Below are 25,683 nucleotides of genomic sequence, written 5' to 3' on the forward strand. Positions count from 1 at the left end.
CCCGTTCACCGGTCTCACCGGCCTCACCGGTCCCGGCCGCGCCCGAGCCGCGCCATGCGCTGCGACCAGGACTCGGTACGGGCGGGGGCGGTCTTGCCCGTACCCGCATCCGCAGCGGCACCGGCACCCGCACCCGCACCCGTAAGGGACTTCGGCAGAAGCGCGCCGCTCCCACGCGCCCCGCCCGCCCTGCCAGCCGCCTTGCCCGCCTTGCCGCCCGCCTTCCCTGCCGGCCGGTCCGCCACCGCCGGCCCTGCCGGCTCGGGCTCCGATCCCCGCCCGTTCGCCTCCTGCGCAGGTACCGCCGGTGTCTCCGGTGTCTCCCTGGGCACGGCCAGCATGTGGAACCGGTGCGACAGCCGCCGCCCCACCAGCAGGTACGCGATCAGCGCGCCCCCCGTGTTCAGGATGACGTCGTCGATGTCGAAGGCCCGGCCCTCGACGACCGCGCCCTGGGCCATCTCCACCAGCATCATCACCAGCGCGGTGAGCAGCACCACCCGCAGCATCCGCAGCCTGCGCGGCAGCAGCAGCGGGAGAATCACCCCGAAGGGCGCCCCCATCAGCAGATTGCCGCCGACCTGCTTGCAGGCCGCGAGAAACGTGTAGTCCTCCGCGTACTGCCGCAGCGAGTGCCCCACCCGGAGGTTGGAGCCCGCCACGTCGACGGACGCGGGGGACGGCGTCAGCGTCAGCTCGGCCAGCACGGCCGCGAACGCCGCGAGGGCGAGGAACGCCACCGTCATGATCAGGATGCGCAGCAGGGTCCTGCCCCACGAAATCCGCCCGCGCCCGGAGTTCGCTGGTCGCCCGCGCGGCGTCTTCGCCGGCCCGGTCCGTTCCGTCTCAGCGGTCATAGCCCCCTGTTGCCCCGCGCCCGCCCGGATACGCCGCGCGCCCGGCCCGGATCGGCGCCGGGGCACCGGAACGTCCCGAGATGCGCGACACTGGACGTTTGGCCCGCGTGGAAGGGATGTAGGTACGTGAACGGACCGCTCATCGTCCAGAGCGACAAAACGTTGCTCCTCGAAGTCGACCACGAGCAGGCCGACGCCTGCCGCCGCGCCATCGCGCCCTTCGCCGAGCTGGAGCGCGCCCCCGAGCACATGCACACCTACCGGCTCACCCCGCTCGGCCTGTGGAACGCCAGGGCCGCCGGTCACGACGCCGAGCAGGTCGTCGACGCGCTGGTGGAGTTCTCCCGGTATCCGGTGCCGCACGCGCTGCTCGTCGACGTCGCGGAGACCATGGCCCGCTACGGCCGGCTCACCCTCTCCAAGCACCCCACCCACGGCCTCGTGCTGACCTCCACCGACCGGCCAGTCCTGGAGGAGATCCTCCGCTCCAAGAAGGTCCAGCCGCTGGTGGGCGCCCGGATCGACCCGGACACCGTCGCCGTGCACCCGTCCGAGCGCGGTCAGATCAAGCAGACGCTCCTCAAGCTGGGCTGGCCCGCCGAGGACCTCGCGGGGTACGTGGACGGCGAGGCGCACGCCATCGAGCTGGCGGAGGACGGGTGGGCGCTGCGCCCGTATCAGAAGCAGGCCGTCGAGGGGTTCTGGCACGGCGGCTCGGGGGTCGTCGTACTGCCCTGCGGCGCGGGAAAGACGCTGGTCGGGGCGGGTGCCATGGCACAGGCCAAGGCGACCACGCTGATCCTGGTGACCAATACCGTCTCCGCCCGGCAGTGGAAGCACGAACTGGTGAAGCGGACCTCGCTGACCGAGGAGGAGATCGGGGAGTACAGCGGTACGAAGAAGGAGATCCGCCCGGTCACCATCGCCACCTACCAGGTCCTCACGACGCGTCGCAAGGGCGTCTATCCGCACCTGGAGCTGTTCGACTCCCGCGACTGGGGGCTGATCGTGTACGACGAGGTGCATCTGCTGCCCGCGCCCGTCTTCAAGTTCACCGCCGACCTCCAGGCCCGCCGCCGGCTCGGGCTGACCGCGACGCTCGTACGGGAGGACGGCCGCGAGTCGGACGTCTTCTCGCTCATCGGGCCGAAGCGGTTCGACGCGCCGTGGAAGGAGATCGAGGCGCAGGGCTACATCGCGCCCGCCGACTGCGTCGAGGTGCGGGTCAACCTCACGGACAGCGAGCGTCTCGCGTACGCGACGGCCGAGACGGAGGAGAAGTACCGCTTCTGCGCGACGACCGCCACGAAGCGGAAGGTGACGGAGGCGCTGGTGCGTAAGCATCAGGGCGAACAGACGCTGGTCATCGGCCAGTACATCGACCAGCTGGACGAGCTGGGCGAGCATCTGGACGCCCCCGTCATCAAGGGCGAGACCAGCAACGCGCAGCGCGAGAAACTCTTCGACGCGTTCCGGCAGGGCGAGATCTCCGTCCTCGTCGTCTCGAAGGTCGCGAACTTCTCGATCGACCTGCCGGAGGCGACGGTCGCGATCCAGGTCTCGGGTACGTTCGGCTCCCGCCAGGAGGAGGCGCAGCGCCTGGGGCGCGTGCTGCGCCCGAAGGCGGACGGCCACGAGGCGCGCTTCTACTCGGTCGTCGCGCGCGACACCATCGACCAGGACTTCGCGGCGCACCGCCAGCGGTTCCTGGCGGAGCAGGGCTACGCGTACCGGATCGTGGACGCGGACGAGCTGCTGGCGGGGGAGCCGGAGGGCGGGGCCTGACGGCAGCCGCGTGGGCGGCCCCGACCCTTACGGGGCGGACCGGGAAGGCACCGTCCCGGCGTCCCCCCGCACCGTCCCGGCGTCCCCCCGCACCGTCCCGGTCTCCCTCCGCACCGTCCCGGTCTCCCTCCGCACTCTCCCGGCGTCCCCCCGCACGCTCCCGGCGTCCCTGGCATCCTCCAGCGGGGCGGGGAGCGGGACCGGGGCCGCCGGCTTCCCGGTCCCGTGCACGGTGGCGCGCGTACGCCAGGCCACCAAGGCCAGCAGGACCAGTGCGGACAGGGCGTACAGCGAGGTCAACGGCTGCTGCCACCAAGGCAGTCGGGGCTCGGCTTCCCCCGCGTGCGGGACCATGCCCAGGTGGCCGCCCGCCGTCCAGACCAGCCCGGCGGCGCAGGCGGCGCGGAAGCGGCGCTCCGCGATCAGGACCGCGAGCAGCGGTACGCACCACACCCAGTGGTGGGACCAGCTGACCGGCACGACGAGCAGCGCGGTCAGCGCTGCGGTCAGTACGCCCCAGGTCTCCGAACCGGCCCTGACGACGGCCCGGCGCGCGATCCACAGTCCGCCGACGGCGGTGAGCCCGCCCGCCGCCACCCACCAGACGCCGGGCCCGGGTGCGTAAGGAACGCGCGCGAGCAGTCCGTACAGCGACTGGTTGCCGGGTGACCCGGCGTCCCACGCCCGGCCCTCGTCGGGGCCGATTCCCGTCTCGAAGACATGCCGTGTCCAGAACTCCCCGCTGGCCTGCGGGAGTACGAGCATGCCGAGCAGGACGGTGCCGATCAGGGCGGCCAGGGCGGTCAGCCCGGCCCTTGCGCGTCCGGTGAGCAGCAGATGGCCGAGGAGGACGGCCGGGGTCAGGATGATGCCCGCCGCGATGCCCAGGGCGAAGCCCTTGCCGAGCGCGTGCTCGGGCCGGGACAGGTCCCACAGGACGAGGCAGGCGAGGGCGAGGCTGATCTGTCCGAACAGCATGGTCCGAAGGACGGGTTCGAGCCAGAGCCCACCGGCGACGGCGGCGGTGAACGCGGCGAAGGTGGCGGGGGCCGGGGCGAAGGCGGCGGCGGCCGGGGCGGGTCGCGGCAGGCAGCCCGTCCGGGACGGCAGTCCGGCGAAGCGCCACGACAACCGGACGAGCAGGGCGAACAGCGCGGCGTTGCCCACGAGAAGGACGATCTTGAGGGCGCCGACGGGCAGCCAGGTGGTGGGGACGAAGAGGATCGCGGCGAACGGCGGATACCCGGCCGACAGCTGCCATCCGCCGGGGCCGTAGTGGCCGGTCCCGTAGGGGTGGGGGCCGTAGTGGCCGGTCCCGTAAGGGGACCCGCTCAGGTCGGGCCCGTAGGGGTGCGGGTCGTCCGTACCGTAGATGTCCGTGCCGCCGACGACGGCGGCGCCCTCGGCCCGGTAGACGAGCGCGTCGGCCATGGGGACGTGCCCGGCGAGGCAGAGCACCACAAGTGCGGCCAGCGACAGGGCGAGCAGGCCCACTGCGGCGAGTGAGCGGAGCGTCACAGTCCGGAAGGTCACGGCCGCGACCCTAGTGGATCCGACGATGGCACCCGGACGCGTGGGAGGTCAACCGCCCCTGTCAAGAGGGCCAATGGGCCAGGAATGCCCGACCGTCCGCGCCGTCAACGGCGCTTGACGCCCGCCTCCTCCTGGTACTCCCCCATGACGGTCACGCTGAACATGGTGGAGAGAAAGACCCGGACGGCGCGCAGCGCGCTGCCGACGGGGCGGGCGGCGGAGTCGGTGGTGGTGGACGCCGGGGTGAAGGTCGCTGTGGTCATGTGTCCATGGTGCTTTCCGGGGCTGTGCGGCACATCGCCCTCGGGTGGGAACCTCTTGTGAGGGCGTATACCTCTCCAGTCCGAGAGAGGTCCCCTACGGGGATGACCCGGACGGTACGGGGAACGGCCCCCGTCCCACCCCCGGCACCCGGCCCGCCCCGGGCGCGGGTCCACCCCCGACACCCGGCCCGCCCCAGGCGTGGCGCGGGGTCCGGCCCAGGCGCGGCGCGGGTCCGCCCCAGGCGCGGCGCGGGTCCGCCCCAGGTCCGCGCCCAAAAGCATTCGCCTGCCCGCCACCCGCTGGCTACAATCTCCCACCTTGCCCGCCTCCCCTGGGGAGCGCCGTCGTCCGGACGGAAACCGGACGGCCACCGCCATGACGTGATCCACGCCGTACGGCAGCCCCGCCGCCCGTCCCGCACGGCCGGCGGCGCCTCGGCGTGCGTACAGCCAGCCCCGGAGGCCCTACCGTGTCCGCGCCGCCCCCCGCTCCACCGAACCCCTCGCCCACCCCGACCTCCACCCCCACCACCCCCTCCACCCCCACCGCCGGCCCCGCCGATCCCCTGGCCCAGGAACGCGCCCATCTCAGCGCCTCCCGCGCCGCGCTGCGCGCCATGCGCGAGGACGTGCAGTCCCTCGACATCCGCGATGTCACGGCGAACTGGGTGAACGCCGCCGTCCTGGAGGCCCAGATCGAGGAGCGCGTCAAAGCGCTCGCCGATCTCTCGCACACCCCGCTGTTCTTCGGCCGGCTCGACTATCTGCACCGCGTCGGCGGGGCCGAGGCGGCCCAGGAGACGGACGGAGACCGTTTCTACATCGGCCGGCGTCATGTCCACGACGCCGACGGCGACCCGATGGTGGTCGACTGGCGCGCCCCCGTCTCCCAGCCCTTCTACCGCGCCTCGCAGCAGGACCCGCAGGACGTGGGGCTGCGCCGCCGCTTCGGCTACACGGCCGGCGAACTCACCGCGTACGAGGACGAGCACCTCTCCGACCCGACGGAGGCGGCCACGTCGAGCAAGCTGCTCCAGGCGGAGATCGAGCGACCGCGCGTGGGCCCGATGCGCGACATCGTCGCCACGATCCAGCCCGAGCAGGACGAGATCGTACGAGGCGAGCTGGGCGGCACCATCTGCGTCCAGGGCGGCCCCGGCACCGGGAAGACGGCCGTGGGCCTGCACCGGGTGGCGTATCTGCTGTACGCGTACCGCGATCGGCTGGCCCGTACCGGAACGCTGATCGTCGGGCCGAACGCGTCCTTCCTGCACTACATCGAGCAGGTGCTGCCCGCACTCGGCGAGATGCACGTGAAGCAGTCCACGGTGGACGGTCTGGTGGCCACAGCCGTCGAGATACGCGGCACGGACCCGGCGCCCGCCGCCGTCGTCAAGGGCGACGCCCGGATGGCGGAGGTCCTGCGGCGGGCCGTACGGTCCCATGTCACGACGCCCACCGAGCCGGTCGTGGTCGTGCGCGGCTCGCGGCGGTGGCGGGTGCCCGCGTACGAGGTCGAGGAGATCGTCCAGCAGCTGCTGGCCCGCGACATGCGGTACGGAGCGGCACGCGAGGCGCTGCCCCAGCGGATCGCGCACGCCGTGCTCGTACGGATGGAGGAGGCGGGCGAGTCCCCGGACGACCGGGTGCAGGACGCGGTGGCCCGCAACCCGGCGGTGAAGGCGGCCGTCAAGGCGGTCTGGCCGCCGGTCGACCCGGCGAAACTGGTGCTGCGGCTGCTCTCCGACCCGGAGTTCCTGGCCACGCACGCGGAAGGTCTGCTGACCGCCGACGAGCAGCGGACCGTTCTGTGGCCGAAGCCGGCGCGCAGCGTGAGGTCGGTGAAGTGGTCCCCGGCGGACGCGGTCCTGATCGACGAGGCGAGCGACCTGATCACGCGCACGCACTCGTTGGGCCATGTCGTCCTGGACGAGGCGCAGGACCTGTCCCCCATGCAGTACCGAGCGGTGGGCCGCCGCTGCTCGACCGGATCGGCGACGGTCCTGGGCGACCTGGCACAGGGCACCACGCCCTGGGCGACGGGGAGTTGGGCGGAAGCGCTGCGGCATCTCGGCAAGTCGGAGGCGACGGTGGAGGAGCTGACGGCGGGCTTCCGCGTGCCGCGCGAGGTCATCGCGTACGCCTCGCGGCTGCTGCCGGTCATCTCGCCGGGGCTGACGGAGGTGGCCTCCGTACGCGAGTCGCCCGGCTCCCTCTCCGTACGGGAGGTCCCTGACCCGGAGGACCTGGACAAGGCGCTCGTGGAGGCGTGCGTGGAGTCCCTCGCCCACGAGGGTTCCACCGGTCTGATCGCGGCGGACGCCCGGATGCCGGCACTGGCGGAGGCGCTGACGGCGGCGGGCCTGCCGTACCTCGCCCCGGGCGAGGAGACGACGGCGGAGGCGCGCCTGACCCTGGTGCCGGCGTCGCTGGCGAAGGGCCTGGAGTACGACTACGTGGTCCTGGACGAACCATCGGCGGTGGTCTCCGGCGAACCGGACGAACGCACGGGCCTGCGAAGGCTGTACGTGGCCCTGACCCGAGCGGTCTCGGGCCTGATCGTGCTGCACGCGGAGGAGCTGCCGGAGGCACTGGGGCAAAAGTAAAACCGCCCCCACACCCCGCACCCCCACACCCCAAGCGGGCGCGGCGCGGGTGCGGGGCCCACCGGCGGGAGGGGGCCGGGGCCGCAGGAGGTGCGTGTCCGGACAATAAAGCGTGATGTGTGGCGCATGAGCATCCGCAGGAGCACGACGACCCGCACGCGCCGTACATCATGCCGTCCGGACATGCGCCTCCGGAGGCCCCGGCCCCCGCACCACAACACGGCCGCACCCGCGAGCCCCGCCCCCGCACCACACGCGCAGCCCCCGCACCCGCACCCAGCCTCACCGCCGCCGCGAGCGCGGCCACGTCACCCGTCCAGCGCCTCCCGCCACCCCCGCACCGCATCCGCGTCCACCGGCCCCGCCCACCCCTCCGGCCGCGCCGCGCCGCCGATGTGGAACGCGCTCACTCCCGCGGCCCGCAGCACCGGCAGGTGTTCGAGGCGAAGCCCGCCGCCCACCATGAGCCGCTGCCCGTATCCGGGCTCGCCGCGCTCCCCGTCCGCCGCCTCCGACAGCAGCGTCGGCAGGCCGCTGTCGACTCCGGCCGAGGAGCCCGCCGTGAGGTACGTGTCGAGGCCGGGCAGGTCCGCGAGCCGCTTGCGCAGCGCGGCGCGGTCGGCCGCGTGGTCGATGGCCCGGTGGAACGTCCACCGGCAGCCGTCGAGTTCGGCGATCAGCCGTTCCACGGTGACGAGGTCGGGGGCGCCGTCGGCGTCGAGGAAGCCGAAGACGAATTCGTCCGCGCCCTCGGCCCGCAGCTCGCGCGCCGCCTCCACCAGGCCGTCAGCGCCGCGCGGCGCGGGGCCGTCCACGACGAAGCCGTCCGCCAGCCGCAGCATGACCCGTAGAGGGATGTCCACGGCGGCCCGGATCTTGGCGAAGGTCTCGCGCGGCGGGGTCAGCCCGTCCGCCGCCATGTCGGTGACGAGTTCGAGGCGGTCGGCGCCTCCGCTCACGGCCGCGGCGGCGTCCTCCGCGTCGAGAGCGATCACCTCCAGGACTGCACGCTTGCTCATGAGACCTCATTCGTAGGGGGCACCGACCGGTACAGGTCTAGTCCAATGCCCAGCCTAAAGGTCGAGCCCGCCCGCGCGCATCAGCGCCTCGGCACACCCGGCGGCGAAACGCACGGATCGCACCGATCGCACCGATCGCACCGATCGCACCGGTCACGCCGATCGCGCCGATCGCCCCCCATCCCCCCTGCCGCCCCGGCCGACACCTTGCATCGCATACCCCAAGGGGGTATACCTGAATGGATGAATACCCCTAGGGGGTACGATGGAACCGTCGATGAGAAGGAGCGTCCGCCATGAGCGCCACCCGGACCCCCGGCGCCGCGTCCGACCGGGGCACGGCCGCCGCCCCGGGCAACACCGCCGAAGTCGAGCTGATCATCGGCGGCATGACCTGCGCCTCCTGCGCGGCCCGCGTCGAGAAGAAGCTCAACCGTATGGACGGGGTGGAGGCCACCGTCAATTACGCGACCGAGAAGGCCAAGGTCAGCTACCGGGGTGAGGAGATCGGCGTCCGGGACCTGATCGCCACCGTCGAGGCGACGGGCTACACAGCCACCGAGCCGGCCCCCGCACACCCGGCCCCCGCACACCCGACGCCCGCACACCCGACGCCCGCACACCCGGCGCCCGCGCGGCTCACACCGCACGGCACAACGGACAGCGCGCCGGACACCGCCGCCACCCAAACCCACGAGAACCCCCAGGACCCCGCCCGTGAACGGGACCGCGAACGGGACCGCGAGCTCAGAACCCTGCGCGAGCGTCTGCTGACCGCCGTCGTCCTCTCCGTCCCCGTCATCGCGATGGCCATGATCCCGGCCCTCCAGTTCGACAACTGGCAGTGGCTGTCCCTGACCCTCGCCGCCCCGGTGGTCACGTACGCGGGCTGGCCCTTCCACCGGGCCGCGTGGACCAACGCCCGGCACGGCGCGGCGACGATGGACACCCTCATCTCCCTCGGCACCTCGGCCGCGTTCCTCTGGTCGCTGTGGGCGCTGTTCTTCGGTACGGCGGGAGCGCACGGCATGCGCCACCCCTTCGAGCTGACCATCGGCCAAGGGGGCGGCGCCGGGAACATCTATCTCGAAGCCGCGGCCGGGGTGACCATGTTCATCCTGGCGGGCCGCTACTTCGAGGTGCGCGCCAAGCGCCGGGCGGGGGCGGCGCTGCGAGCGCTGCTGGAGCTGGGCGCCAAGGAGGTCACCGTCGTACGCGACGGCCGTGAGCAGCGCGTCCCGACGGCGGAACTCCGGCTCGGGGACGTCTTCGTGGTGCGGCCCGGCGAGAAGATCGCCACGGACGGCACGGTCGTGGAGGGTTCGTCGGCGGTCGACACCTCGATGCTGACCGGCGAGTCCGTGCCCGTCGAGGTCGTCGCAGGTGACGCCGTCGCCGGCGCCACGCTCAACGCGGGCGGCCGGCTCGTCGTACGGGCGACCCGGATCGGCGCCGATACCCAACTCGCGCGCATGGCGCGGCTGGTGGAGGACGCGCAGAACGGCAAGGCGGCGGCCCAGCGTCTCGCCGACAGGATCTCCGCCGTGTTCGTACCGGTGGTGATCCTCCTCGCGCTCGGCACGTTCGGCGTGTGGCTGGCCATCGGCGCGGGGGCGACCGCCGCGTTCACCGCGGCCGTCGCCGTACTGATCATCGCCTGCCCGTGCGCCCTCGGTCTGGCCACACCGACCGCGCTGATGGTCGGGACGGGACGGGGCGCGCAGCTCGGCATCCTGATCAAGGGGCCCGAGGTGCTGGAGTCCACCCGGCGCGTGGACACGATCGTGCTGGACAAGACGGGCACGGTCACCACCGGCACGATGACGCTCCTGGCGGTCCGGACCGCCGCCGGTACGGACGAGAGCGAGGTCCTGCGGCTGGCGGGCGCTCTGGAGCACGCCTCCGAGCACCCCGTCGCGCGCGCCGTCGCCGAGGGGGCGGCGGAGCGTGTCGGCGCGCTGCCGGTCCCGGAGGAGTTCGCCAACGTTCCGGGGCTCGGGGTGCGGGGCGTGGTCGAGGGCCACGCGGTGCTCGTGGGACGGCCCGCGCTGCTCGCGCGGCGGGGGATCAGCCTCCCGGAGGAGCTGGAGCGCGCGCGGACGGAGGCCGAGGCGGCGGGCCGTACGGCGATCGTGGCGGCCTGGGACGGCGAGGCCCGGGGCGTGTTCGAGGTGGCCGACGCGGTGAAGGAGACCAGCCCGGAGGCGGTCCGGCGGCTGCGTGGCCTCGGCCTGACGCCGATCCTGCTCACCGGCGACAACAGCGCGGTCGCCCGGTCCGTGGCCGCCGAGGTGGGCATCGGTCACGAGGACGTGATCGCGGAGGTCATGCCCGAGGACAAGGTGGACGTCGTCAAGAAGCTCCAGGCGGAGGGCAGGTCCGTGGCCATGGTCGGTGACGGGGTGAACGACGCCGCCGCCCTCGCCCAGGCCGATCTCGGCCTGGCCATGGGTACGGGCACGGACGCGGCCATCGAGGCGGGCGATCTCACGCTGGTACGGGGTGATCTGCGCGTCGCGGCCGACGCGATCCGGCTGGCCCGGCGCACGCTGGGCACGATCCGCGTCAACCTCTTCTGGGCTTTCGCGTACAACGTCGCGGCGCTGCCCCTGGCGGCGGCCGGGTTCCTCAACCCGATGATCGCGGGCGCGGCGATGGCGTTCTCGTCGGTGTTCGTGGTCGGGAACAGCCTGCGGCTGAGGGGCTTCAAGGCGGTGTGAGGCGTACGTACCCGCGTACGTGCCGTGTACGTGCCGTGTACGTACGGAGCCGGGCCGGAGGCGGAAGCGCCGACGGCCCGGCTCTCCGGCTCTCCGGCTCTCCGGCTCTCCGGCTCTCCGGCTCTCCGGCTCTCCGGCTCTATCGTCGGGGCATGCCAGACGCGACACCCGACCCGGCCCCGCAGCGCCCCACTCCGCGCACCCCGGCCCCGCAGCGCCCCACCCCCCACACCCCCGCCCAGCAGACTCGAACCCCCCACACCCCCGCCCCGCAGAGCACCGACGCCGACCTCCGCCGCCGGTTCGCCGCCGCGCTCCACACCGCGCGCGGCCCGGCCGGGGGCCCCGATCCGGCCCCGTACGCCGACGCCCTCCTCGCGCGCTGGGCCGAGCCGCACCGGCGGTACCACACCACGGCTCATCTGACCGCCGTCCTGGATCACATCGACACCCTGGCCGAGTACGCGGACTCCCCCGATCTCGTGCGGCTCGCCGCCTGGTTCCACGACGCCGTACACCGCGCCGACCGCTCGGAGAACGAGGAGCGCTCGGCCCGGCTCGCCGAACGCGCCCTGACCGAGGCCGGGTTGAGCGGTGATCGGACGGCGGAGGTGGCCCGGCTGGTCCGGCTCACCGCCGGCCACGCGACCGCCCCCGAGGACCGCGACGGCGCTGTCCTGTGCGACGCCGACCTCGCGACGCTGGCCGCCGCGCCCACCGCGTACGCCGCCTACGCGACGGCCGTGCGGGCGGAGTACGGCTTCCTGCCGGACGCGGCCTTCCGGGCGGGTCGCGCGGCCCTGCTGGAGCAACTGCTCGCGCTCCCCGGCCTGTTCCGCACCCCTTACGGGATACGGGAGTGGGAGGCGCGGGCGCGCGCGAACGTGACGGAGGAGCTGCGGTCGCTGACCGGGCCGCACCGCCCCCGGTGACCCCCGTCTCAGCAACTGGGAGGTAGCGAGGGGTGTGGAATGCGACGGCCCGCGCGACCGTTGGCACCTGTCATGCCTGACTCCGCCGATCCCACTCTCCCCGACGCCGCCACGGCCCCGGACGCCCCGACCGTCCCCGTCGCCCCCGAACACGACACCCTCTCCGCCGCCGGTCCCGTCCCGGCCGCCGCCCGCCCCCGGATGCCGCTCGCCGTCTACATGCTCGGGCTGTCCGTCTTCGCGCTCGGCACGAGCGAGTTCATGCTCTCCGGGCTGCTGCCGCCGCTGGCGGAGGACATGAACGTGTCGATCCCGACGGCGGGGCTGCTCATCTCCGCGTTCGCGATCGGCATGGTGGTCGGCGCCCCGCTGCTCGCCGTGGCCACCCTGCGCCTGCCGCGCCGTACGACCCTGATCGCCCTGATCTCGGTCTTCGGCGTCGGCCAGGTCGCCGGGGCGCTCGCGCCGTCGTACGAGGTGCTGTTCGTGTCGCGGGTGGTCAGCGCGTTCGCGTGCGCGGGCTTCTGGGCGGTGGGCGCGGCCGTCGCGATAGCGATGGTCCCGCTGAACGCGCGCGCCCGCGCCATGGCCGTGATGATCGGCGGTCTGTCGATCGCGAACGTGCTCGGTGTCCCTGCGGGCGCCTTCCTCGGCGAACACCTGGGCTGGCGCTCGGCGTTCTGGGCGGTCGGCGCCGCGTCGGCGGTCGCGCTGGTCGGAGTCGTGACCCTGGTCCCGGCCATCCCCGTACCGGCCGAGAGGCCCCGGCTCAGGCGGGAGCTGACCATCTACCGCGACCGTGAGGTCTGGATCGCCATCGCCGTCACCGCGCTCGCGGCGGGCGGCGTCTTCTGCGCGTTCTCGTATCTCGCCCCGCTGCTCACGGACGTGGCGGGCCTGGACAGCGGCTGGGTGCCGACTGTGCTCGCGCTGTTCGGCATCGGGGCGCTGGTCGGTACGGCGCTGGGCGGACGGTACGCGGACGCCCATCTGTTCGGCGTCCTGATCAGCGGCGTCACGGTGTCGACCGTGCTGCTCGTGGTGCTGGCGCTGACCGCCGGGCACCCCGTCGCCGTCGTCGTCCTGACCTTCCTGCTCGGCGTCTCGGCCTTCTACACCGCTCCGGCCCTCAACGCCCGTATGTTCAACATCGCCGCCGCTGCCCCCACCCTCGCGGGCGCCACCACCACGGCGGCGTTCAACCTCGGCAACACCGGCGGCCCCTGGCTCGGCGGTACGGTCATCGACGCGGACTTCGGCTATGCGGCCACGGCCTGGGCGGGAGCCGCCATGACGGTCGTCGCGATCGGGCTGACGCTGCTGGCGCTGCGATTCCACCGGGCGGGCACGAGCCGCGTGGTGGCGGGGTCGGGGCCGAAGCCGGCCGGGTCCGTCAGGGCGCCGGCGGCGGAGAGGCCGGAGTGCGCGGAACAGGCGGGGTGACATCCGCAGCGGGGTGACAACCACGGCGGGTGACAACCACGGCGGGTGACAACCACGGCGGGGCGGGACGGCGAAAGCCTCCCGCCCCGCCGTCGCTCCCGCCGTCGCTCCCGCCGTCGCTCTCGCCGTCGTTCTCGGGAGGGGCAGCGCCCGCCGTCGCTCTCGGGAGGGGCAGTGCCCCTACAAGGCGTCCGGGCCCGCGCCGGGGGCGAGGGAGCCCACCGGGGCGACGGCAACCGCCGTCTTCGCGCACACCCAGTAGGGGTCCTCCCCCAGTTCGGGTTCCACCTCCAGCGCGTGCGGGTCGGCCTCGGGGCCCTCGGCGCAGAGCGGGCAGAGCGGCCAGCGGCCGTACCGTTCCAGTAGCGCGTCCTGGACGTCCTGGGCGACCAGGCCCGTCACATAAGCGGCTCCCTCGGGCCACTGCTCGACCCACCAGCGGCGGTGCGACACCGAGTCCTCGACCAGCGACACCACATCGGCACGCGCGACGTCACTCGCCGCCAGATCGGCCAGGACCAGGGCACGGGCGGTGTGCAGCGCCGGTTCCGCCGAGGGGGCCCCGGGGGTGTGCTTCTCAGGGTTCGCGTCGTTCATTCAGCCATTGTCAGGGAGAACCAAGGGTTGACTGGCGGCGAAATTCGAAAATATCTTTCAGGTGTGACCCCACCCGTGAAAGAAAGTTTCAGCGGTGACGCCCCACCGGCGCCCGCCGCCCTGGCCGCCAAGGTGCGGACCCTCGCGCCGACCATGACCCGCTCCATGCAGCTCGTCGCCGAGGCGGTCGCCGGGGACCCGGCAGGCTGCGCCGCGCTGACGGTCACCGGACTCGCGGAGCTGACGGGCACGAGCGAGGCGACCGTCGTCCGGACGGCCCGGCTCCTCGGCTACCCCGGCTACCGCGATCTGCGCCTCGCCCTCGCCGGGCTGGCGGCGCAGCAGCAGTCGGGGCGCGCGCCCGCCGTCACGGCGGACATCGCGGTGGACGACCCGATCGCCGATGTCGTCGCCAAGCTGGCCTACGACGAGCAGCAGACGCTCGCCGACACCGCCGCCGCGCTGGACACGGTGCAGCTCGGCGCCGTGATCACCGCCGCCGTGGCGGCCCGGCGGATCGACATCTACGGGGTCGGCGCCTCGGCCCTCGTGGGCATGGACCTCGCCCAGAAGCTCCTGCGCATAGGACTGATCGCACACGCCCACAGCGATCCGCACCTCGCCGTGACCAACGCAGTGCAGCTGCGCGCGGGCGATGTCGCTGTCGCGATCACCCACTCGGGGTCGACCGGCGACGTCATCGAGCCGCTGCGCGTCGCCTTCGACCGGGGTGCGACGACGGTGGCGATCACCGGCCGCCCGGACGGCCCGGTGTCGCAGTACGCCGACCATGTGCTGACCACTTCCACGGCCCGCGAGAGCGAGCTGCGTCCGGCCGCGATGTCGAGCCGTACGAGCCAGCTCCTCGTCGTCGACTGCCTGTTCATAGGCGTCGCCCAGCGCACCTACGGCACGGCGGCTCCGGCCCTCTCCGCGTCGTACGAGGCGCTGGCCCACCGCCACAGTCCGCGCGGCGGGGCGCGCTGACCGTACCGGCATCCGGACGCCAGGCACGCGGCCCGGCGTCCGCACCGGCACCCGCACCCCCACTCCCACCCCCGCCCGCACAGGCACCCGCACCCGCACCCGCACTCCGGAAGAAAGAGCCGCTCCTCCATGACCAACCCGGCCTCACCTACCTCACCGGCCTCACCCGATTCACCGACCCCGTCAGCCTCGCCAACCCCGTCAGCCCCGTCAGCCGCCTCAGCCGCCTCGGCCGGCTCGGCCGCCTCGTACGGCGAACTCCGCGCGCAGCTCGACTCCCTCACCACCGAGGCGTTCCGCCCCGAGCTGGCCGAGATCGACCAGCTGCCCACGCTGGAGATCGCCCGGATCATGAACGGCGAGGACGCCACCGTCCCCGCGGCCGTCGCCGCCCAGCTCCCCCGTATCGCCGCCGCCATCGACGCCATCGCCGAGCGCGTGGCACACGGCGGCCGGCTGATCTACGCGGGCGCCGGTACGGCGGGCCGGCTCGGCGTGCTGGACGCCAGCGAGTGCCCGCCGACGTTCAACACCGACCCTGAGGAGGTCCTCGGCCTCATCGCGGGCGGCCCCGGCGCCCTGGTGACCTCCGTCGAGGGCGCCGAGGACTCCAAGGAGCTGGCCGCAGCCGATCTGACGGCGGTGAAGCTCACCGCCGCCGACACCGTCGTGGGCGTCTCCGCCTCCGGGCGCACCCCGTACGCCATAGGCGCCGTCGAGTACGCCCGTGACCTCGGCGCGCTCACCGTCGGCCTCTCCTGCAACGCGGGCAGCGCGCTGGCGGCGGCGGCCGAGCACGGCATCGAGGTGGTCGTCGGCCCCGAGCTGCTGACCGGCTCCACCCGCCTCAAAGCGGGAACGGCGCAGAAGCTCGTGCTCAACATGCTCTCGACGATCACCATGATCCGACGCGGCAAGACGTACGGAAACCTGATGGTCGACGTGCGCGCGTCCAACGAGAAGCTGCGCGCCCGTTCGCGCCGGATCGTCTCCCTCGCCACCGGTGCCTCGGACGAGGAGATCGAGAGGGCGCTGCACGACACGGACGGCGAGGTGAAGAACGCCGTCCTCGCCCTCCTCGGCTCGGTCGACGGCCCTACCGCCGCCGCCCTCCTCGCGGCCCACGACGGCCATCTGCGCGCGGCACTGCGGGCCGCGCCCACACCGCCACCACGTACTTCCTGATCATCCCTTCGCACAGCAAGGCATGAAGCACCATGGCAACCACAGGATCAGCAGCAGACAAGACACCGGACAAGAACCGCGCCACGGCCGAGGCGATCCTCCCGCTCGTCGGGGGCGCGGGAAACGTCGCGTCCGTCGCCCACTGCATGACCCGGCTGCGGCTCGGTCTGCACGACCGCTCCCTCGTGCGGGACGAGGCGCTGAGGGCGCTCCCCGCGGTGCTGGGGGTCGTCGAGGACGAGACGTACCAGATCGTGCTCGGTCCGGGGACGGTGGCGCGGGTGACGCCGGAGTTCGAGCGCCTGGTGGCGGTGGCCGAGGCGGCCCCGGCGGCCTCCCCGCCCGCGCCCTCTTCTCCCTCCTCCTCCGCCTCCGCCTCTTCCACCTCCTCCTCCCCCGACTCCTCCCCCGACTCCGCGACGGCCGACGCGCTGGCGGCGCGGGGAGAGGAGATCAGGGCGGCGCGTAAGGCGCACAACGCCACGCCCTTCAAGCTGTTCCTGCGCCGGATCGCCAATATCTTCGTGCCGCTCATCCCGGCGCTCATCGGCTGCGGCATCCTGGCGGGTCTCAACGGCCTGCTGACGAATCTGCACTGGCTGCCCGCCGTCGTTCCGGCCCTGGCCGCCATGGCGTCCGGCTTCATGTCGCTGATCGCCGTCTTCGTCGGCTACAACACGGCGAAGGAGTTCGGCGGTACGCCCATCCTCGGCGGCGCGGTCGCCGCGATCATCGTGTTCCCGGGCGTCGCCAACATCGACGCGTTCGGGCAGAAGCTCGCCCCGGGCCAGGGCGGTGTGCTCGGCGCGCTGGGCGCGGCTGCGCTGGCGGTGTACGTCGAGAAGTGGTGCAGGAGGCGGGTCCCGGAGGCGCTGGACGTCCTGGTCACCCCGACCTTGACCGTCCTGGTCTCGGGTCTGGTCACCCTCTTCGGCCTGATGTACGTGGCCGGGGAGATCTCCACCGCCATCGGGACGTTCGCCGACTGGCTGCTCTCGCACGGCGGTTCAGGCGCCGGTTTCGTCCTGGGCGGTCTCTTCCTGCCGCTGGTGATGCTGGGGCTGCACCAGGCGCTGATCCCCATCCACACCACTCTCATCGAGCAGCAGGGTTACACCGTGCTGCTGCCCATCCTCGCCATGGCGGGCGCGGGTCAGGTCGGCGCGGCGGCGGCGGTCTATCTCCGCCTCCCGCGCAACACCTCGATCCGCCGCACCATCAGGTCCGCGCTCCCGGCCGGTTTCCTCGGCGTGGGCGAACCGCTGATCTACGGCGTCTCGCTCCCCCTCGGCCGCCCGTTCATCACCGCCTGCGTGGGCGGGGCCTTCGGCGGCGGCTTCGTGGGCCTGTTCAACCAGCTGGGCGCGGCGGTCGGTTCGACGGCGATCGGCCCCTCCGGCTGGGCCCTCTTCCCGCTCCTCGCGGGGAACAAGGGCCTGGGCGAGATGATCGCGGTGTACGCGGGCGGGCTGCTGGTGGGCTACGCGGTGGGCTTCGTCGCCACGTACTACTTCGGCTTCACGAAACCGATGCTGCGCGAGCTGAACGTCGATACGGAAACAGCCGCGACGCCCGCGACGGCCGCGACGGCCGCGACGGCCGCGACGGCGGCCAGTACGGCGGCCGGCGGCGCCCCGGACACCTCGGGAACGCCCGGCGCCTCGGGAACGCCCGGCGCCTCGGGAACGCCCGGCGCCTCGGGAACGCCGGGCGCCTCGGGCACCCAGCCGCCCCCGGAACCGGCCGCGGAGCCGGCCCGCGCCTGAGCGGGGCCGGAGCCCGGCGGGCCGGTCGCGCCCGGCGGCCGGTCGGCTGCGACTGTCGGGGCGGGAACCGCTGCCCCGACAGGCTTTCCGAGCCCTAGCGGGGGCCTCGGTCGCCGGGGGCGACCGGCTCGGGACCGGTGTCGAGCGCGTCGAGCACCGCGTCGCCGTTCGCCCGCGCCCACTCGGTCAGCGCGTGGATCGGATCGATCAGCGTCGCCCCGAGCGGGGTCAGCTCGTACTCGACGCGGGGCGGCGCCTCGGCGTAGGCGTGGCGGCGGACGAGTCCGTGCGCCGCGAGCCGTCGGAGCGTCTGGGTGAGCACCTTGCGGGAGATGCCGCCGATCAGTTCGACCAGCTCGCCGTGGCGCACCGGGCCCCTGCTGAGGCCGTAGAGCACGACCACTGTCCACTTGTCTGCGATCAGCTCGACCGCCAGTCGCGCCGGACAGTCGGCGAGAAAGGGATCGCCGGGACCGAAACCGCTCATCGCGCCAAGGTACCTGCTGGTTCCTCACGGAAACATAGCCTGGGATCTCTCCCCCTACGAAAGCCACCCCACCAAAGCCACCCCACCAAAACCAGGAGAGTCATGCGCGTCATCACCCAGCAGACGTTCGGCGGTCCCGAGGTGCTCACCATCGTGGACGCGCCCGAGCCCCGGCCCCTCCCGACCGAGGTCCTCGTCCGCGTCAAGGCGATCGGGCTGAACCCGCTGGAGGCGCTCCTGCGCTCCGGCGAGTTCCCCCCGATGCTCGGCAGGCCGCCGTTCGTCCTCGGCTGGGACATCAGCGGTGTGGTCGAGGAGGGGCCGAAGACGTATCGGTTCAGGCCCGGCGACGAGGTGTTCGGGATGCCGCTTTTCCCACGGGCGGCGAACGCGTACGCCGAGGTCGTGTCGGCCCCGGCGCTGCACCTCGTACGCAAGCCCGCGTCGCTCTCGCACATCGAGGCGTCGGCGCTGCCGGTCGTCGGGCTCACGGCGTGGCAGGGGCTGGTCGACCTCGGCGGCGTGACCGAGGGCGACCGCGTTCTGATCCACGGCGGCGGTGGCGGGGTCGGCCATGTCGCGATCCAGATCGCGAAAGCGCTCGGCGCGCACGTGATCACGACCGCCGGCGGGAGCAAGCGGGAGTTGGTCGAGGGGTTCGGCGCCGACGAGGTGATCGACTACACGGCGGTCGACTTCACCGAGAAGGTCCGCGACATCGACCTCGTGCTCGACACGATCGGCGGTGACACCGCCGAGCGGTCGCTCGTGGTGCTCCGGCCGGGCGGTCACCTGGTGACGGCGGTCGCCGAGGGGGACGCGCGGCTCATCGCCACGTACGAGGCGGCCGGTATGCGCTTCAGCGGCATCGCGGTCGATCCCGATCCGGTCGCCCTGCGAGGTCTCGTCGCACTCGTGGAACAGGGCAGGCTCCGGGTCCACGTGCAGGAGACCTTCCCGTTCGAGCGCGTCGCCGACGCGCACCGGCTGCTCGACGGCGGTCACCTCCAGGGCAAGCTCGTCCTCACCCTCTGATCCCGCCATGGGCCCCGCGTGAGCGAGGCCCCATTGAGATGGACCGGCCCCCCTGATCAACGGCCGGCCCCTGCTGAACGGCCGGCCCCTGCCCGTCCGCGGCGGGCCCGGCAGGAGTTGACGAGACGAGAGAACCCCGACGCGGCGGCCCGTCGGCCGGCTCAGCCCGCGGCCGTACGGAGGAAGCGCACCAGGTCGTCCACGCTGTACCCGATGAGCGACGCCCGTTCGGCCGCCATGAGCAGCAACTGCGCCACGATCGCGGCCCCTTGACCGTCGCGCCCGTCTGCCGTCCACTCCCAGAGCCCCTCGACCCCGAGGTCCGTCATCAGCACCCCGGAGGCGGCCCTGACCTCGGCGCAGACGGGCGCGACCGCTTCGAGCAGGTTCGGGCCGGTGCGCACACAACGAAGGCTGAAGAAGTCCCCGTACCGCCCCGCCGAACACCCGGGCGGAGGAGCGGCCTTGACGGGGTCGTAGCGGGGGTCGTGGAGATCGGGAAGCCCCTCGGCCAGGCAATGAAGGAGGTTGAATTGGTAACTGTTAACCCCCTCTACCGCGTCCGCGCGTTCTTCTGTGTCCTGCGTAGCCATAAACGCACTCCAGCACTCTGTGTATTGATTCCCACCACAAAGCGTGGCCGAATGTGGCTAGCCTGAATAGACAGTTCACCCCAACACCGACAGGTGATGAACAGGGAGACCCGTCATGCCCGGAGCCAAACCACTCGACCCCTCATCCTCCCCACGCGCCATGCTCGGCGCGGAGCTACGACATCAGCGTCTGCAAGCCAACCTGTCACAGGGCGAGTTGGGCAGGCCGCTGTTCGTGAGCGCGTCGTTCATCGGCCAGCTGGAGTCGGGGACGCGCAGGATGCAGCCGGAGTACGCGATGTACTTCGACGACACGTTCAAGACCAACGGGTTCTTCCTGCGCAACTGCGAGGCGCTGAAGAAGTCGAAGTACCCGGACCACTTCGCGGAGGCGGCGGAGGCTGAGGCGATTGCGACGGTGATCAGGCAGTACGCGCCGCTGCTGATCCCGGGGCTGCTTCAGACGGCAGCGTACGCAAAGGCTGTGTTCCGAGCCGGACTTCCTCTCATCTCAGAGGAAGCCATAGACGAACTGGTGGCAACGAGGCTGGAACGAGGCAAGCTTCTCGCGGATCCAACAAGGTCAGTGGTTTGGACGGTGCTGGACGAGGCCGTACTGCGCCGCCCGGTGGGCGGACCTGCGGTGATGGCGGAGGCTCTGCATCACATCACCACGCTGATCCGAAAGCGCCGAATCATCGTGCAAGTACTACCATTTGACGAAGGCGCCCATGCGGCGCTTGAGGGCGCGCTCAAGCTTATGGGCTTCGATGACGCCCCTCCCCTCGCGTATCTCGAAGGTCTGGGATCGGGACAACTACTCGACGATCCGGCATCAGTCGCCCAGTACGAACTGTCCTACGATCTACTGGGGGCCAGCGCACTGTCACCAAATTCATCCTTGGCCCTGATCGAATCAGTGGCGGAGGATTACGCGCATGAAGATCAGCAGCCTTGAGTACGACCTGAGCGCCGCATCCTGGTACAAGTCCACGTACAGCGGCGCCAGCGGCGGCGACTGCCTCGAAGTAGCCCGAGACTTCCCCGGCGCTGCGACCTGGCGCAAGTCCTCGCACAGCGGCGGAGACGGCGGCAACTGCCTCGAAGTGGGTCACGACTTCCCCGGCTCAGCGACCTGGCGCAAGTCCTCGCACAGCGGTGCCAGCGGCGGCAACTGCCTCGAAGTGGGCCAGGACTTCCCCGGCTCAGCGACCTGGCGCAAGTCCTCGCACAGTGACGCCACCGGCGGCAACTGCCTCGAAGTAGCGGCCGGCCTCACCGGCATCGTCCCCGTACGCGACTCCAAGACCCCGACCGCCCCGGCTCTGGTCATCCAGGCCGGGACGTGGGCAGCCTTCATCAACGAGGTCAAGGCCAAGCCGTAGGCACAGCACAGCGGCCATCACCCGGTGGACGGGGACCGAACGGTCTCCGTCCACCGACATCGCGCCTACTGGACGGACTCCAGGTGGTCCAGGAAGGCGGCTTCGGCCTCTGCCTCCTCGCTGGACGGGGAGGGGAGCAGCCACTCAGCGTCGTGCCCGCCTTCCATCGCGCGGTCGCTGCTGAACCGGAGCAGTCCAGGGGAGGGAATGAGACTGCTCCGGATCCAGAGTGCGAACTCGGCTGCTTCGCGGGCCGTCGCTCCCACGAGAGTGATGACCGCGCTGCACTCGACGGGTGTCCGCGCGACTCCCTGTGCCAGGCGGTCGCGTCGTCAACGGGCGGGCGGCAGAGTAAAGTCAACCTGATGTCGTTGTACTCGGACATGTCCACCTCCGATCTCACGGATAGCGCGGATCCGGAGAATCACACCACGGTCCACCAGTACGAACTGTCCTACGATCCACTGGGGGCCAAGCCGTAGGAGGATCATGAACCGGGAGTACCGCGTGCGGCCCGGCCGCGTCTTCGGGCTGGTGGTGGTCATCGCGTTCGTGACGATGGCCCCTCTGCTGCCGTTGTGGTCCGCCACCGGCAGCACAGAAGCGACCAAGTGGCTGGTCACCGTGGTGCTGCTGGCCCTCTTCCTCATCCTCTCCGTCCGGGCGGGCCGCTCCGTTACGGTCATCGACGCCGACGGCATCCACATCCACACCCTCAGCCGCACGCGCCACCTGGCCTGGTCGGACATCCAGGACTTCCGCTCCGCCCCCAGCAACCGCGCCCCGGGCCAGAGCGACGCCCCCAACACCGTCACCTACGCCCACACCCACGACGGCCGCCGGGTCCTGCTCCCGTACGCGGACGACCGGCACGTGGACGTCGATCAAGAGATCCGGCTCCTGCGCACCGCCCTCCGCCGAAACGGCTGATCCGGGGTGCGCAGCCAGGGGTGCTGGCTGCCGTCGGCGGTGACGGTGAGCCCGTACTCGTAGAGGTCCGGCCGACCGGCCTGCGTCCAATGCCGATAAGCCTGTTCGAGGTCGGCGACCAGGTCACGCGGCCCCCACTGCCGGATCTCCGTTTCGGCCACATGCGCCCAGGAGGTGTCGGTGGACAGCCACCACGCGGAGCCGTCGGCGGTGTCCTGTCGGTCGGCGTAGAGGCCGGGGAGCATCAGGCCCACGGCGAACCGGGCGTGGAAATCGGTGTCGAGCCATTCCATGTCGAGGGTGGTGGTGCCCGCCCTGGAGCTTGTCCAGGTGTCGTGGCTGTAGAGCGTTTGCAGGGGCGAGTGGTCGTCGCGGCGCTGACCGCGCAGGTCCATGAACGCCATGGGGTAGCCGAAGTGCCCTTCGCCACGGCCTTCTTCGGTGATGCGCAGGACGGCCATGCCGCGCGGCTGCAAGGCGCTGCGCCACGGGGCGACGACCAGCCCGCCCGGCCTGGTCTGTGCGATCCACGCGCCCGGTACCCGGCTCAGGGACGCTGTGGAGATGACCCGGTCGAAGGGAGCCCGGGAGTCGCATCCCTTCTCGCCGTCCGCGACCACCAGGACGGGCCGGTATCCGGTGGCCCGCAGCGCTTGTTCAGCGCCTTCGGCCACTGTGGGATCGATTTCCACCGTCGTCACGTTCTCCGCGCCGGCCCGTTCGCACAGCAGGGCCGCGTTGTAGCCGGTGCCCGCCCCGATTTCCAGGATCCGCTGGCCGGGATGTACGTCCGCTGCCGCGAGCATGGTGAAAACGGCGTCGGGCGCGCTGATGGAACTGGTGGGAAGCGCCCCTCCATGAGGGCCGGGGCGCCCGTCGTCGACCTGCGTCACGACCGAGCCGGTCGCGTCGTACACCAGCCGGGCCCAGTCGTCAGGGGCCTCGGCGCGATCCAACGGCTTGTACGCGCGGTCGCCTTGGTGCCACTCCCATACGCGCCGCGGGACGAAGGCATGACGCGCCACCTTCTCGAAGGCCGCGCGCATCCACGGCTGTTCGAAGCCCCCCGCCGCATCCAGCTGAGCAGCCGTACGAGCGCGCAGGGCGTCAAGGTCCGCAGGTTCGGCAGGCGCTGTCATTTTCCGCGTTTACCGGAACCGGGCTTCGAGACATCCGGGTGCTGCCCGTCCGAGTCCCTCTTGACCGGCTGCGGGGCCGGCGGGGTCGGCGGCGGAGGTACCCCATGATTGCCCATCAGCTTCACCTATCCTTCGTCGATCTCCCTAGAGCGACAGGTAAATCGGCGCGCTCTCCCCAAGCCCGATGCTACAGACAGTAGTTTCCATGCGACAGAGGGCAATCGAACCGGTGTGAGCGCCGTTCCGAACTACGCACGGGCTGCGCCCCGCGCCCGCGCACGGCGATAAGCCACACGGGGGTGCGGGGCGCGTCCTGGGTCCCGGAAGTCAGGATGCCTCCGGCACCACCACCTCCTTGTTCTTGGCCAGCGCCTTGGTGCGGGCGGTGACGGTGGTACGGAGGGTTTTGACGGCCTTGTCGACGCCGTCGGCGTCGGCGCCGTTCGCCTTCGCGCCCGCCGCCAGTGCGGTGAGCGTCTTGGACGCGGTGCCGGAGCTGAAGAACTTCTCGTACAGCTCGCGGTAGGCGGTCTTGTAGACGGTGTCGAAGGCGTCGAGCTTCAGGAAGCGCTCCTTGAGGATGTGACCACCCCTGGGGCCCCCGCCTCCGCCACCGCCACCGGCACCGGCCTTGCCGTCAGCCGCGTCGTCCCCGCCGGGAGCGCCGCCGGGAGCGCCGCCGGGAGCGCCGCCGGGGAAGCCTCCCTCGGGGAAGCCCCCTTCCGGGAAGCCATCGGCTGGGAAGCCGCCCTCCGGGGCACCGCCGGCCGGCGGGCCGTCCGTATTGCCGCCACCGTTCCCGCCGCCACCGTTCCCGCCGTCGCCGGTACCGCCGTCGCCGGTACCGCCGTCGCCGGTACCGCCGTCGCCGGCACCGCCGGGCATGGCTCCCCGGCCCATGCCGCCCATGCCCGTCTCGTCGTCCGGGCCGGTGTCCGTGGAGCCGCTGAAGGTGAGGTTGAAGTCCCAGCCGAGGATGGAGAACTTCTTGGTGCTCAGGTCGTACCAGAGCACGTAGTTGTTACCGGGACCCGCCATGTCGTCGAAGTTCATCAGCAGGTTCTGTGTGGCCACGTACTCCGCGAAGGACTTCACATCGACGTGGTCGGCCAGCTCTGCCGCGAACTCCTTGTCCGAAGCCTCGTTCGCCCACTTGATGAGCTTCATCACCGGGGCGAGGTCCTGGCTCCCCTTCTTGTTGAGCTGCTTGAAGGACGTCTTGTAGTCGGTCGGATCATCGCCCTTGTAGTCGAAGCTGCCGCTGGCCCGCGCCTTGTACATCACACCGTCGGTGTCGTACGAGGCGTCGGCGTAGTCCATGCTCGGGTTCTCGACCAGCAGTCGAGTGACGGCGGGACCGTTGTTGACCTGCACGGTGGAGAAGGCGAACCCCTCCGCCGTCTGGTCGGAGTCGTCCATCAGCGAGAGCGTCAGCGCCTCGTTGAACGGCACTTCGGCGTCGGCTCCCGGGCGGATGGATATCTCCCGATTGCCCTGGTAGGCGCGGCCCTCGACATACTCGTCGATGCTGATGAGCCACGGCAGTTCCTCGGGCTTGGACGCGGACAGCTCGTAATTCGCCATCCCGCCGCCACCACCGCCGCCCCCGGCACCACCGGGGGCACCGGCAGCGGCGCCGCCCTGGCCCGGGGTCTGGGCCTGCCCGTCTCCCTGGCCTTGCCCCTGCCCCTGCGCCTGTCCCTGTGCCTGCTCCTCACCCGCGCCTTGGCCCTGACCCGCGTCCCGGCCCTGACCCGCGTCCTGACCCTGCGCCTGTCCCGGACCGGCGTCTCCTTGCCCACCGCCTTGTCCGGCACCCTGGTCGGCGCCTTGGCCGCCGCCTTGGCCGCCGCCACCTTGTGCGCCGCCCTGGCCACCCGCGCCGCCCTGGCCGCCCGCGCCGCCCTGGCCGCCCGCGCCGCCCCTTCGGTTGCCGCGCAGGCCCTGGAGCGTGGAGTTGCCCTTCAGCCGGATGCCGACATCGTTCAGGAAGACCCCGTCGATCGTCAGGTCGGCCCGGATGTAGTCCTTCGTGCCGTCGTCCTTGAAGTCCTTCATCATCTTGGTGAATTCGGACTGGTCGTAAGCGAGTTGGATACGGTGCGACTTCGTCGCGTCGTACAGGTCGACCGACCCCGCCACGTTCTCCGTGATCTCGTTGCTGTCCGCCGCCGACGCACTGGTCACCCAGGGAGTGACCCGCACGTCGCCGAAGAAGGCCAGCAGCACGGTCAGCCCGGCAGCCAGCACCGCAACGGGCTTCCAGTGGTGCCGCAGCCGTACCGGGATGCGGTGCTTCAGACTGCGCGCGGGACGGCGCCCTGCACCGGACACGGACCCGGACCCGGCACCGCCACCGCCACCGGCACCGGCACCGGCACCGGTACGGGACACGGCCCCGGAGGCTGCCCCGCTCTCGTC

The 25,683-nt window shown here is 72.0% G+C and carries 22 protein-coding genes; 12 read left to right on the forward strand and 10 right to left on the reverse strand.

Annotation, left to right across the window (positions count from 1 at the left end; translation table 11 throughout):
- Positions 1-23 precede the first annotated feature (23 nt).
- Positions 24-857 (reverse strand): VanZ family protein, encoded by an 834-nt coding sequence (locus ACFY6S_RS16375; protein WP_388816802.1) that lies wholly within the window; start codon positions 855-857, stop codon positions 24-26.
- Positions 858-983: 126 nt separating this feature from the next.
- On the opposite strand from ACFY6S_RS16375, the gene ACFY6S_RS16380 reads away from it, so the two are divergent.
- Positions 984-2,642 carry a DNA repair helicase XPB gene (locus ACFY6S_RS16380; protein WP_388816805.1) on the forward strand — a complete coding sequence of 553 codons (1,659 nt, stop codon included), beginning with the start codon at positions 984-986 and terminating at the stop codon, positions 2,640-2,642.
- A gap of 27 nt (positions 2,643-2,669) precedes the next feature.
- Here ACFY6S_RS16380 and ACFY6S_RS16385 read toward each other — a convergent pair whose 3' ends face one another.
- Together ACFY6S_RS16385 and ACFY6S_RS16390 are read right to left on the reverse strand one after the other, a co-directional pair.
- Positions 2,670-4,175, reverse strand: coding sequence for a glycosyltransferase 87 family protein (locus tag ACFY6S_RS16385; protein ID WP_388816808.1), 1,506 nt, complete (start codon positions 4,173-4,175; stop codon positions 2,670-2,672).
- Positions 4,176-4,279: 104 nt separating this feature from the next.
- Positions 4,280-4,438 (reverse strand): hypothetical protein, encoded by a 159-nt coding sequence (locus tag ACFY6S_RS16390; protein ID WP_388816811.1) that lies wholly within the window; start codon positions 4,436-4,438, stop codon positions 4,280-4,282.
- 470 nt (positions 4,439-4,908) lie between these two features.
- Here ACFY6S_RS16390 and ACFY6S_RS16395 point away from each other — a divergent pair, with 470 nt between their 5' ends.
- The gene (locus ACFY6S_RS16395) at positions 4,909-7,044 is read left to right on the forward strand and encodes a HelD family protein (protein WP_388816814.1); all 2,136 of its coding nucleotides are present in this window, start codon (positions 4,909-4,911) and stop codon (positions 7,042-7,044) included.
- A 308-nt stretch (positions 7,045-7,352) separates the two neighbouring features.
- On the opposite strand, the gene ACFY6S_RS16400 is transcribed toward ACFY6S_RS16395, so the two are convergent.
- A complete protein-coding gene (locus ACFY6S_RS16400; RefSeq protein ID WP_388816817.1) occupies positions 7,353-8,063 on the reverse strand; it encodes a copper homeostasis protein CutC in 711 nt (236 codons plus the stop codon).
- A gap of 296 nt (positions 8,064-8,359) precedes the next feature.
- Here ACFY6S_RS16400 and ACFY6S_RS16405 point away from each other — a divergent pair, with 296 nt between their 5' ends.
- The 3 genes from ACFY6S_RS16405 to ACFY6S_RS16415 all read left to right on the forward strand — a co-directional run bounded on the left by ACFY6S_RS16405 (position 8,360) and on the right by ACFY6S_RS16415 (position 13,158).
- The gene (locus ACFY6S_RS16405; RefSeq protein WP_388816820.1) at positions 8,360-10,783 is read left to right on the forward strand and encodes a heavy metal translocating P-type ATPase; all 2,424 of its coding nucleotides are present in this window, start codon (positions 8,360-8,362) and stop codon (positions 10,781-10,783) included.
- A 152-nt stretch (positions 10,784-10,935) separates the two neighbouring features.
- Entirely contained in the window at positions 10,936-11,715 is a 780-nt protein-coding gene (locus ACFY6S_RS16410; RefSeq protein ID WP_388816823.1) for a hypothetical protein, read from the forward strand.
- Between the two features lie 201 nt (positions 11,716-11,916).
- The gene (locus ACFY6S_RS16415; RefSeq protein WP_388818038.1) at positions 11,917-13,158 is read left to right on the forward strand and encodes a Cmx/CmrA family chloramphenicol efflux MFS transporter; all 1,242 of its coding nucleotides are present in this window, start codon (positions 11,917-11,919) and stop codon (positions 13,156-13,158) included.
- Positions 13,159-13,338: 180 nt separating this feature from the next.
- Here the strand turns inward: ACFY6S_RS16415 and ACFY6S_RS16420 are convergent, their stop codons facing one another.
- On the reverse strand, positions 13,339-13,755 hold the full coding sequence (locus tag ACFY6S_RS16420) for a hypothetical protein (RefSeq protein WP_388816826.1): 417 nt from the start codon (positions 13,753-13,755) through the stop codon (positions 13,339-13,341).
- 63 nt (positions 13,756-13,818) lie between these two features.
- Here ACFY6S_RS16420 and ACFY6S_RS16425 point away from each other — a divergent pair, with 63 nt between their 5' ends.
- The 3 genes from ACFY6S_RS16425 to ACFY6S_RS16435 all read left to right on the forward strand — a co-directional run bounded on the left by ACFY6S_RS16425 (position 13,819) and on the right by ACFY6S_RS16435 (position 17,693).
- Entirely contained in the window at positions 13,819-14,742 is a 924-nt protein-coding gene (locus ACFY6S_RS16425; protein WP_388816829.1) for a MurR/RpiR family transcriptional regulator, read from the forward strand.
- A gap of 129 nt (positions 14,743-14,871) precedes the next feature.
- On the forward strand, positions 14,872-15,927 hold the full coding sequence (gene murQ / locus ACFY6S_RS16430) for an N-acetylmuramic acid 6-phosphate etherase (protein WP_388816832.1): 1,056 nt from the start codon (positions 14,872-14,874) through the stop codon (positions 15,925-15,927).
- Positions 15,928-15,959: 32 nt separating this feature from the next.
- Positions 15,960-17,693 (forward strand): PTS transporter subunit EIIC, encoded by a 1,734-nt coding sequence (locus ACFY6S_RS16435; protein WP_388816835.1) that lies wholly within the window; start codon positions 15,960-15,962, stop codon positions 17,691-17,693.
- Between the two features lie 94 nt (positions 17,694-17,787).
- Here the strand turns inward: ACFY6S_RS16435 and ACFY6S_RS16440 are convergent, their stop codons facing one another.
- The gene (locus ACFY6S_RS16440) at positions 17,788-18,180 is read right to left on the reverse strand and encodes a winged helix-turn-helix transcriptional regulator (protein WP_388816838.1); all 393 of its coding nucleotides are present in this window, start codon (positions 18,178-18,180) and stop codon (positions 17,788-17,790) included.
- 102 nt (positions 18,181-18,282) lie between these two features.
- On the opposite strand from ACFY6S_RS16440, the gene ACFY6S_RS16445 reads away from it, so the two are divergent.
- Entirely contained in the window at positions 18,283-19,215 is a 933-nt protein-coding gene (locus ACFY6S_RS16445; protein WP_388816841.1) for an NADP-dependent oxidoreductase, read from the forward strand.
- A 161-nt stretch (positions 19,216-19,376) separates the two neighbouring features.
- On the opposite strand, the gene ACFY6S_RS16450 is transcribed toward ACFY6S_RS16445, so the two are convergent.
- Complete coding sequence (locus ACFY6S_RS16450) at positions 19,377-19,619, reverse strand: hypothetical protein (protein WP_388816844.1); 243 nt, start codon at positions 19,617-19,619, stop codon at positions 19,377-19,379.
- Between the two features lie 304 nt (positions 19,620-19,923).
- On the opposite strand from ACFY6S_RS16450, the gene ACFY6S_RS16455 reads away from it, so the two are divergent.
- Together ACFY6S_RS16455 and ACFY6S_RS16460 are read left to right on the forward strand one after the other, a co-directional pair.
- Positions 19,924-20,766, forward strand: a complete 843-nt coding sequence (locus ACFY6S_RS16455; protein WP_388816846.1) for a helix-turn-helix domain-containing protein — start codon at positions 19,924-19,926, stop codon at positions 20,764-20,766.
- Positions 20,747-21,193: a DUF397 domain-containing protein gene (locus ACFY6S_RS16460; protein WP_388816849.1), complete on the forward strand. Its 447-nt coding sequence runs from the start codon at positions 20,747-20,749 to the stop codon at positions 21,191-21,193. Before ACFY6S_RS16455 ends, ACFY6S_RS16460 begins: the two co-directional genes overlap by 20 nt.
- A gap of 65 nt (positions 21,194-21,258) precedes the next feature.
- On the opposite strand, the gene ACFY6S_RS16465 is transcribed toward ACFY6S_RS16460, so the two are convergent.
- Positions 21,259-21,459: a hypothetical protein gene (locus ACFY6S_RS16465; protein WP_388816852.1), complete on the reverse strand. Its 201-nt coding sequence runs from the start codon at positions 21,457-21,459 to the stop codon at positions 21,259-21,261.
- Between the two features lie 223 nt (positions 21,460-21,682).
- Between ACFY6S_RS16465 and ACFY6S_RS16470 the strand changes: the two genes are divergently transcribed.
- Complete coding sequence (locus tag ACFY6S_RS16470) at positions 21,683-22,123, forward strand: PH domain-containing protein (RefSeq protein ID WP_388816855.1); 441 nt, start codon at positions 21,683-21,685, stop codon at positions 22,121-22,123.
- Here the strand turns inward: ACFY6S_RS16470 and ACFY6S_RS16475 are convergent.
- A complete protein-coding gene (locus ACFY6S_RS16475; RefSeq protein ID WP_388816858.1) occupies positions 22,078-23,262 on the reverse strand; it encodes a methyltransferase domain-containing protein in 1,185 nt (394 codons plus the stop codon). The genes ACFY6S_RS16470 and ACFY6S_RS16475 overlap by 46 nt on opposite strands.
- A gap of 327 nt (positions 23,263-23,589) precedes the next feature.
- Positions 23,590-25,596, reverse strand: coding sequence for a CotH kinase family protein (locus tag ACFY6S_RS16480; protein ID WP_388816861.1), 2,007 nt, complete (start codon positions 25,594-25,596; stop codon positions 23,590-23,592).
- Positions 25,597-25,683 lie beyond the last annotated feature (87 nt).

This window comes from Streptomyces sp. NPDC012835, assembly GCF_042900885.1.
In the GTDB taxonomy this organism is placed as follows: domain Bacteria; phylum Actinomycetota; class Actinomycetes; order Streptomycetales; family Streptomycetaceae; genus Streptomyces.

Coding starts and splice junctions, on each gene's coding strand:
- ACFY6S_RS16400 (WP_388816817.1), bottom strand. CDS start 8,063: ATGAGCAAGCGTGCAGTCCTGGAGGTGATCGCTCTCGACGCGGAGGAC.
- murQ (WP_388816832.1), top strand. CDS start 14,872: ATGACCAACCCGGCCTCACCTACCTCACCGGCCTCACCCGATTCACCG.
- ACFY6S_RS16375 (WP_388816802.1), bottom strand. CDS start 857: ATGACCGCTGAGACGGAACGGACCGGGCCGGCGAAGACGCCGCGCGGG.
- ACFY6S_RS16435 (WP_388816835.1), top strand. CDS start 15,960: ATGGCAACCACAGGATCAGCAGCAGACAAGACACCGGACAAGAACCGC.
- ACFY6S_RS16460 (WP_388816849.1), top strand. CDS start 20,747: ATGAAGATCAGCAGCCTTGAGTACGACCTGAGCGCCGCATCCTGGTAC.
- ACFY6S_RS16415 (WP_388818038.1), top strand. CDS start 11,917: ATGCCGCTCGCCGTCTACATGCTCGGGCTGTCCGTCTTCGCGCTCGGC.
- ACFY6S_RS16440 (WP_388816838.1), bottom strand. CDS start 18,180: ATGAGCGGTTTCGGTCCCGGCGATCCCTTTCTCGCCGACTGTCCGGCG.
- ACFY6S_RS16405 (WP_388816820.1), top strand. CDS start 8,360: ATGAGCGCCACCCGGACCCCCGGCGCCGCGTCCGACCGGGGCACGGCC.
- ACFY6S_RS16410 (WP_388816823.1), top strand. CDS start 10,936: ATGCCAGACGCGACACCCGACCCGGCCCCGCAGCGCCCCACTCCGCGC.
- ACFY6S_RS16445 (WP_388816841.1), top strand. CDS start 18,283: ATGCGCGTCATCACCCAGCAGACGTTCGGCGGTCCCGAGGTGCTCACC.
- ACFY6S_RS16475 (WP_388816858.1), bottom strand. CDS start 23,262: ATGACAGCGCCTGCCGAACCTGCGGACCTTGACGCCCTGCGCGCTCGT.
- ACFY6S_RS16390 (WP_388816811.1), bottom strand. CDS start 4,438: ATGACCACAGCGACCTTCACCCCGGCGTCCACCACCACCGACTCCGCC.
- ACFY6S_RS16420 (WP_388816826.1), bottom strand. CDS start 13,755: ATGAACGACGCGAACCCTGAGAAGCACACCCCCGGGGCCCCCTCGGCG.
- ACFY6S_RS16470 (WP_388816855.1), top strand. CDS start 21,683: ATGAACCGGGAGTACCGCGTGCGGCCCGGCCGCGTCTTCGGGCTGGTG.
- ACFY6S_RS16455 (WP_388816846.1), top strand. CDS start 19,924: ATGCCCGGAGCCAAACCACTCGACCCCTCATCCTCCCCACGCGCCATG.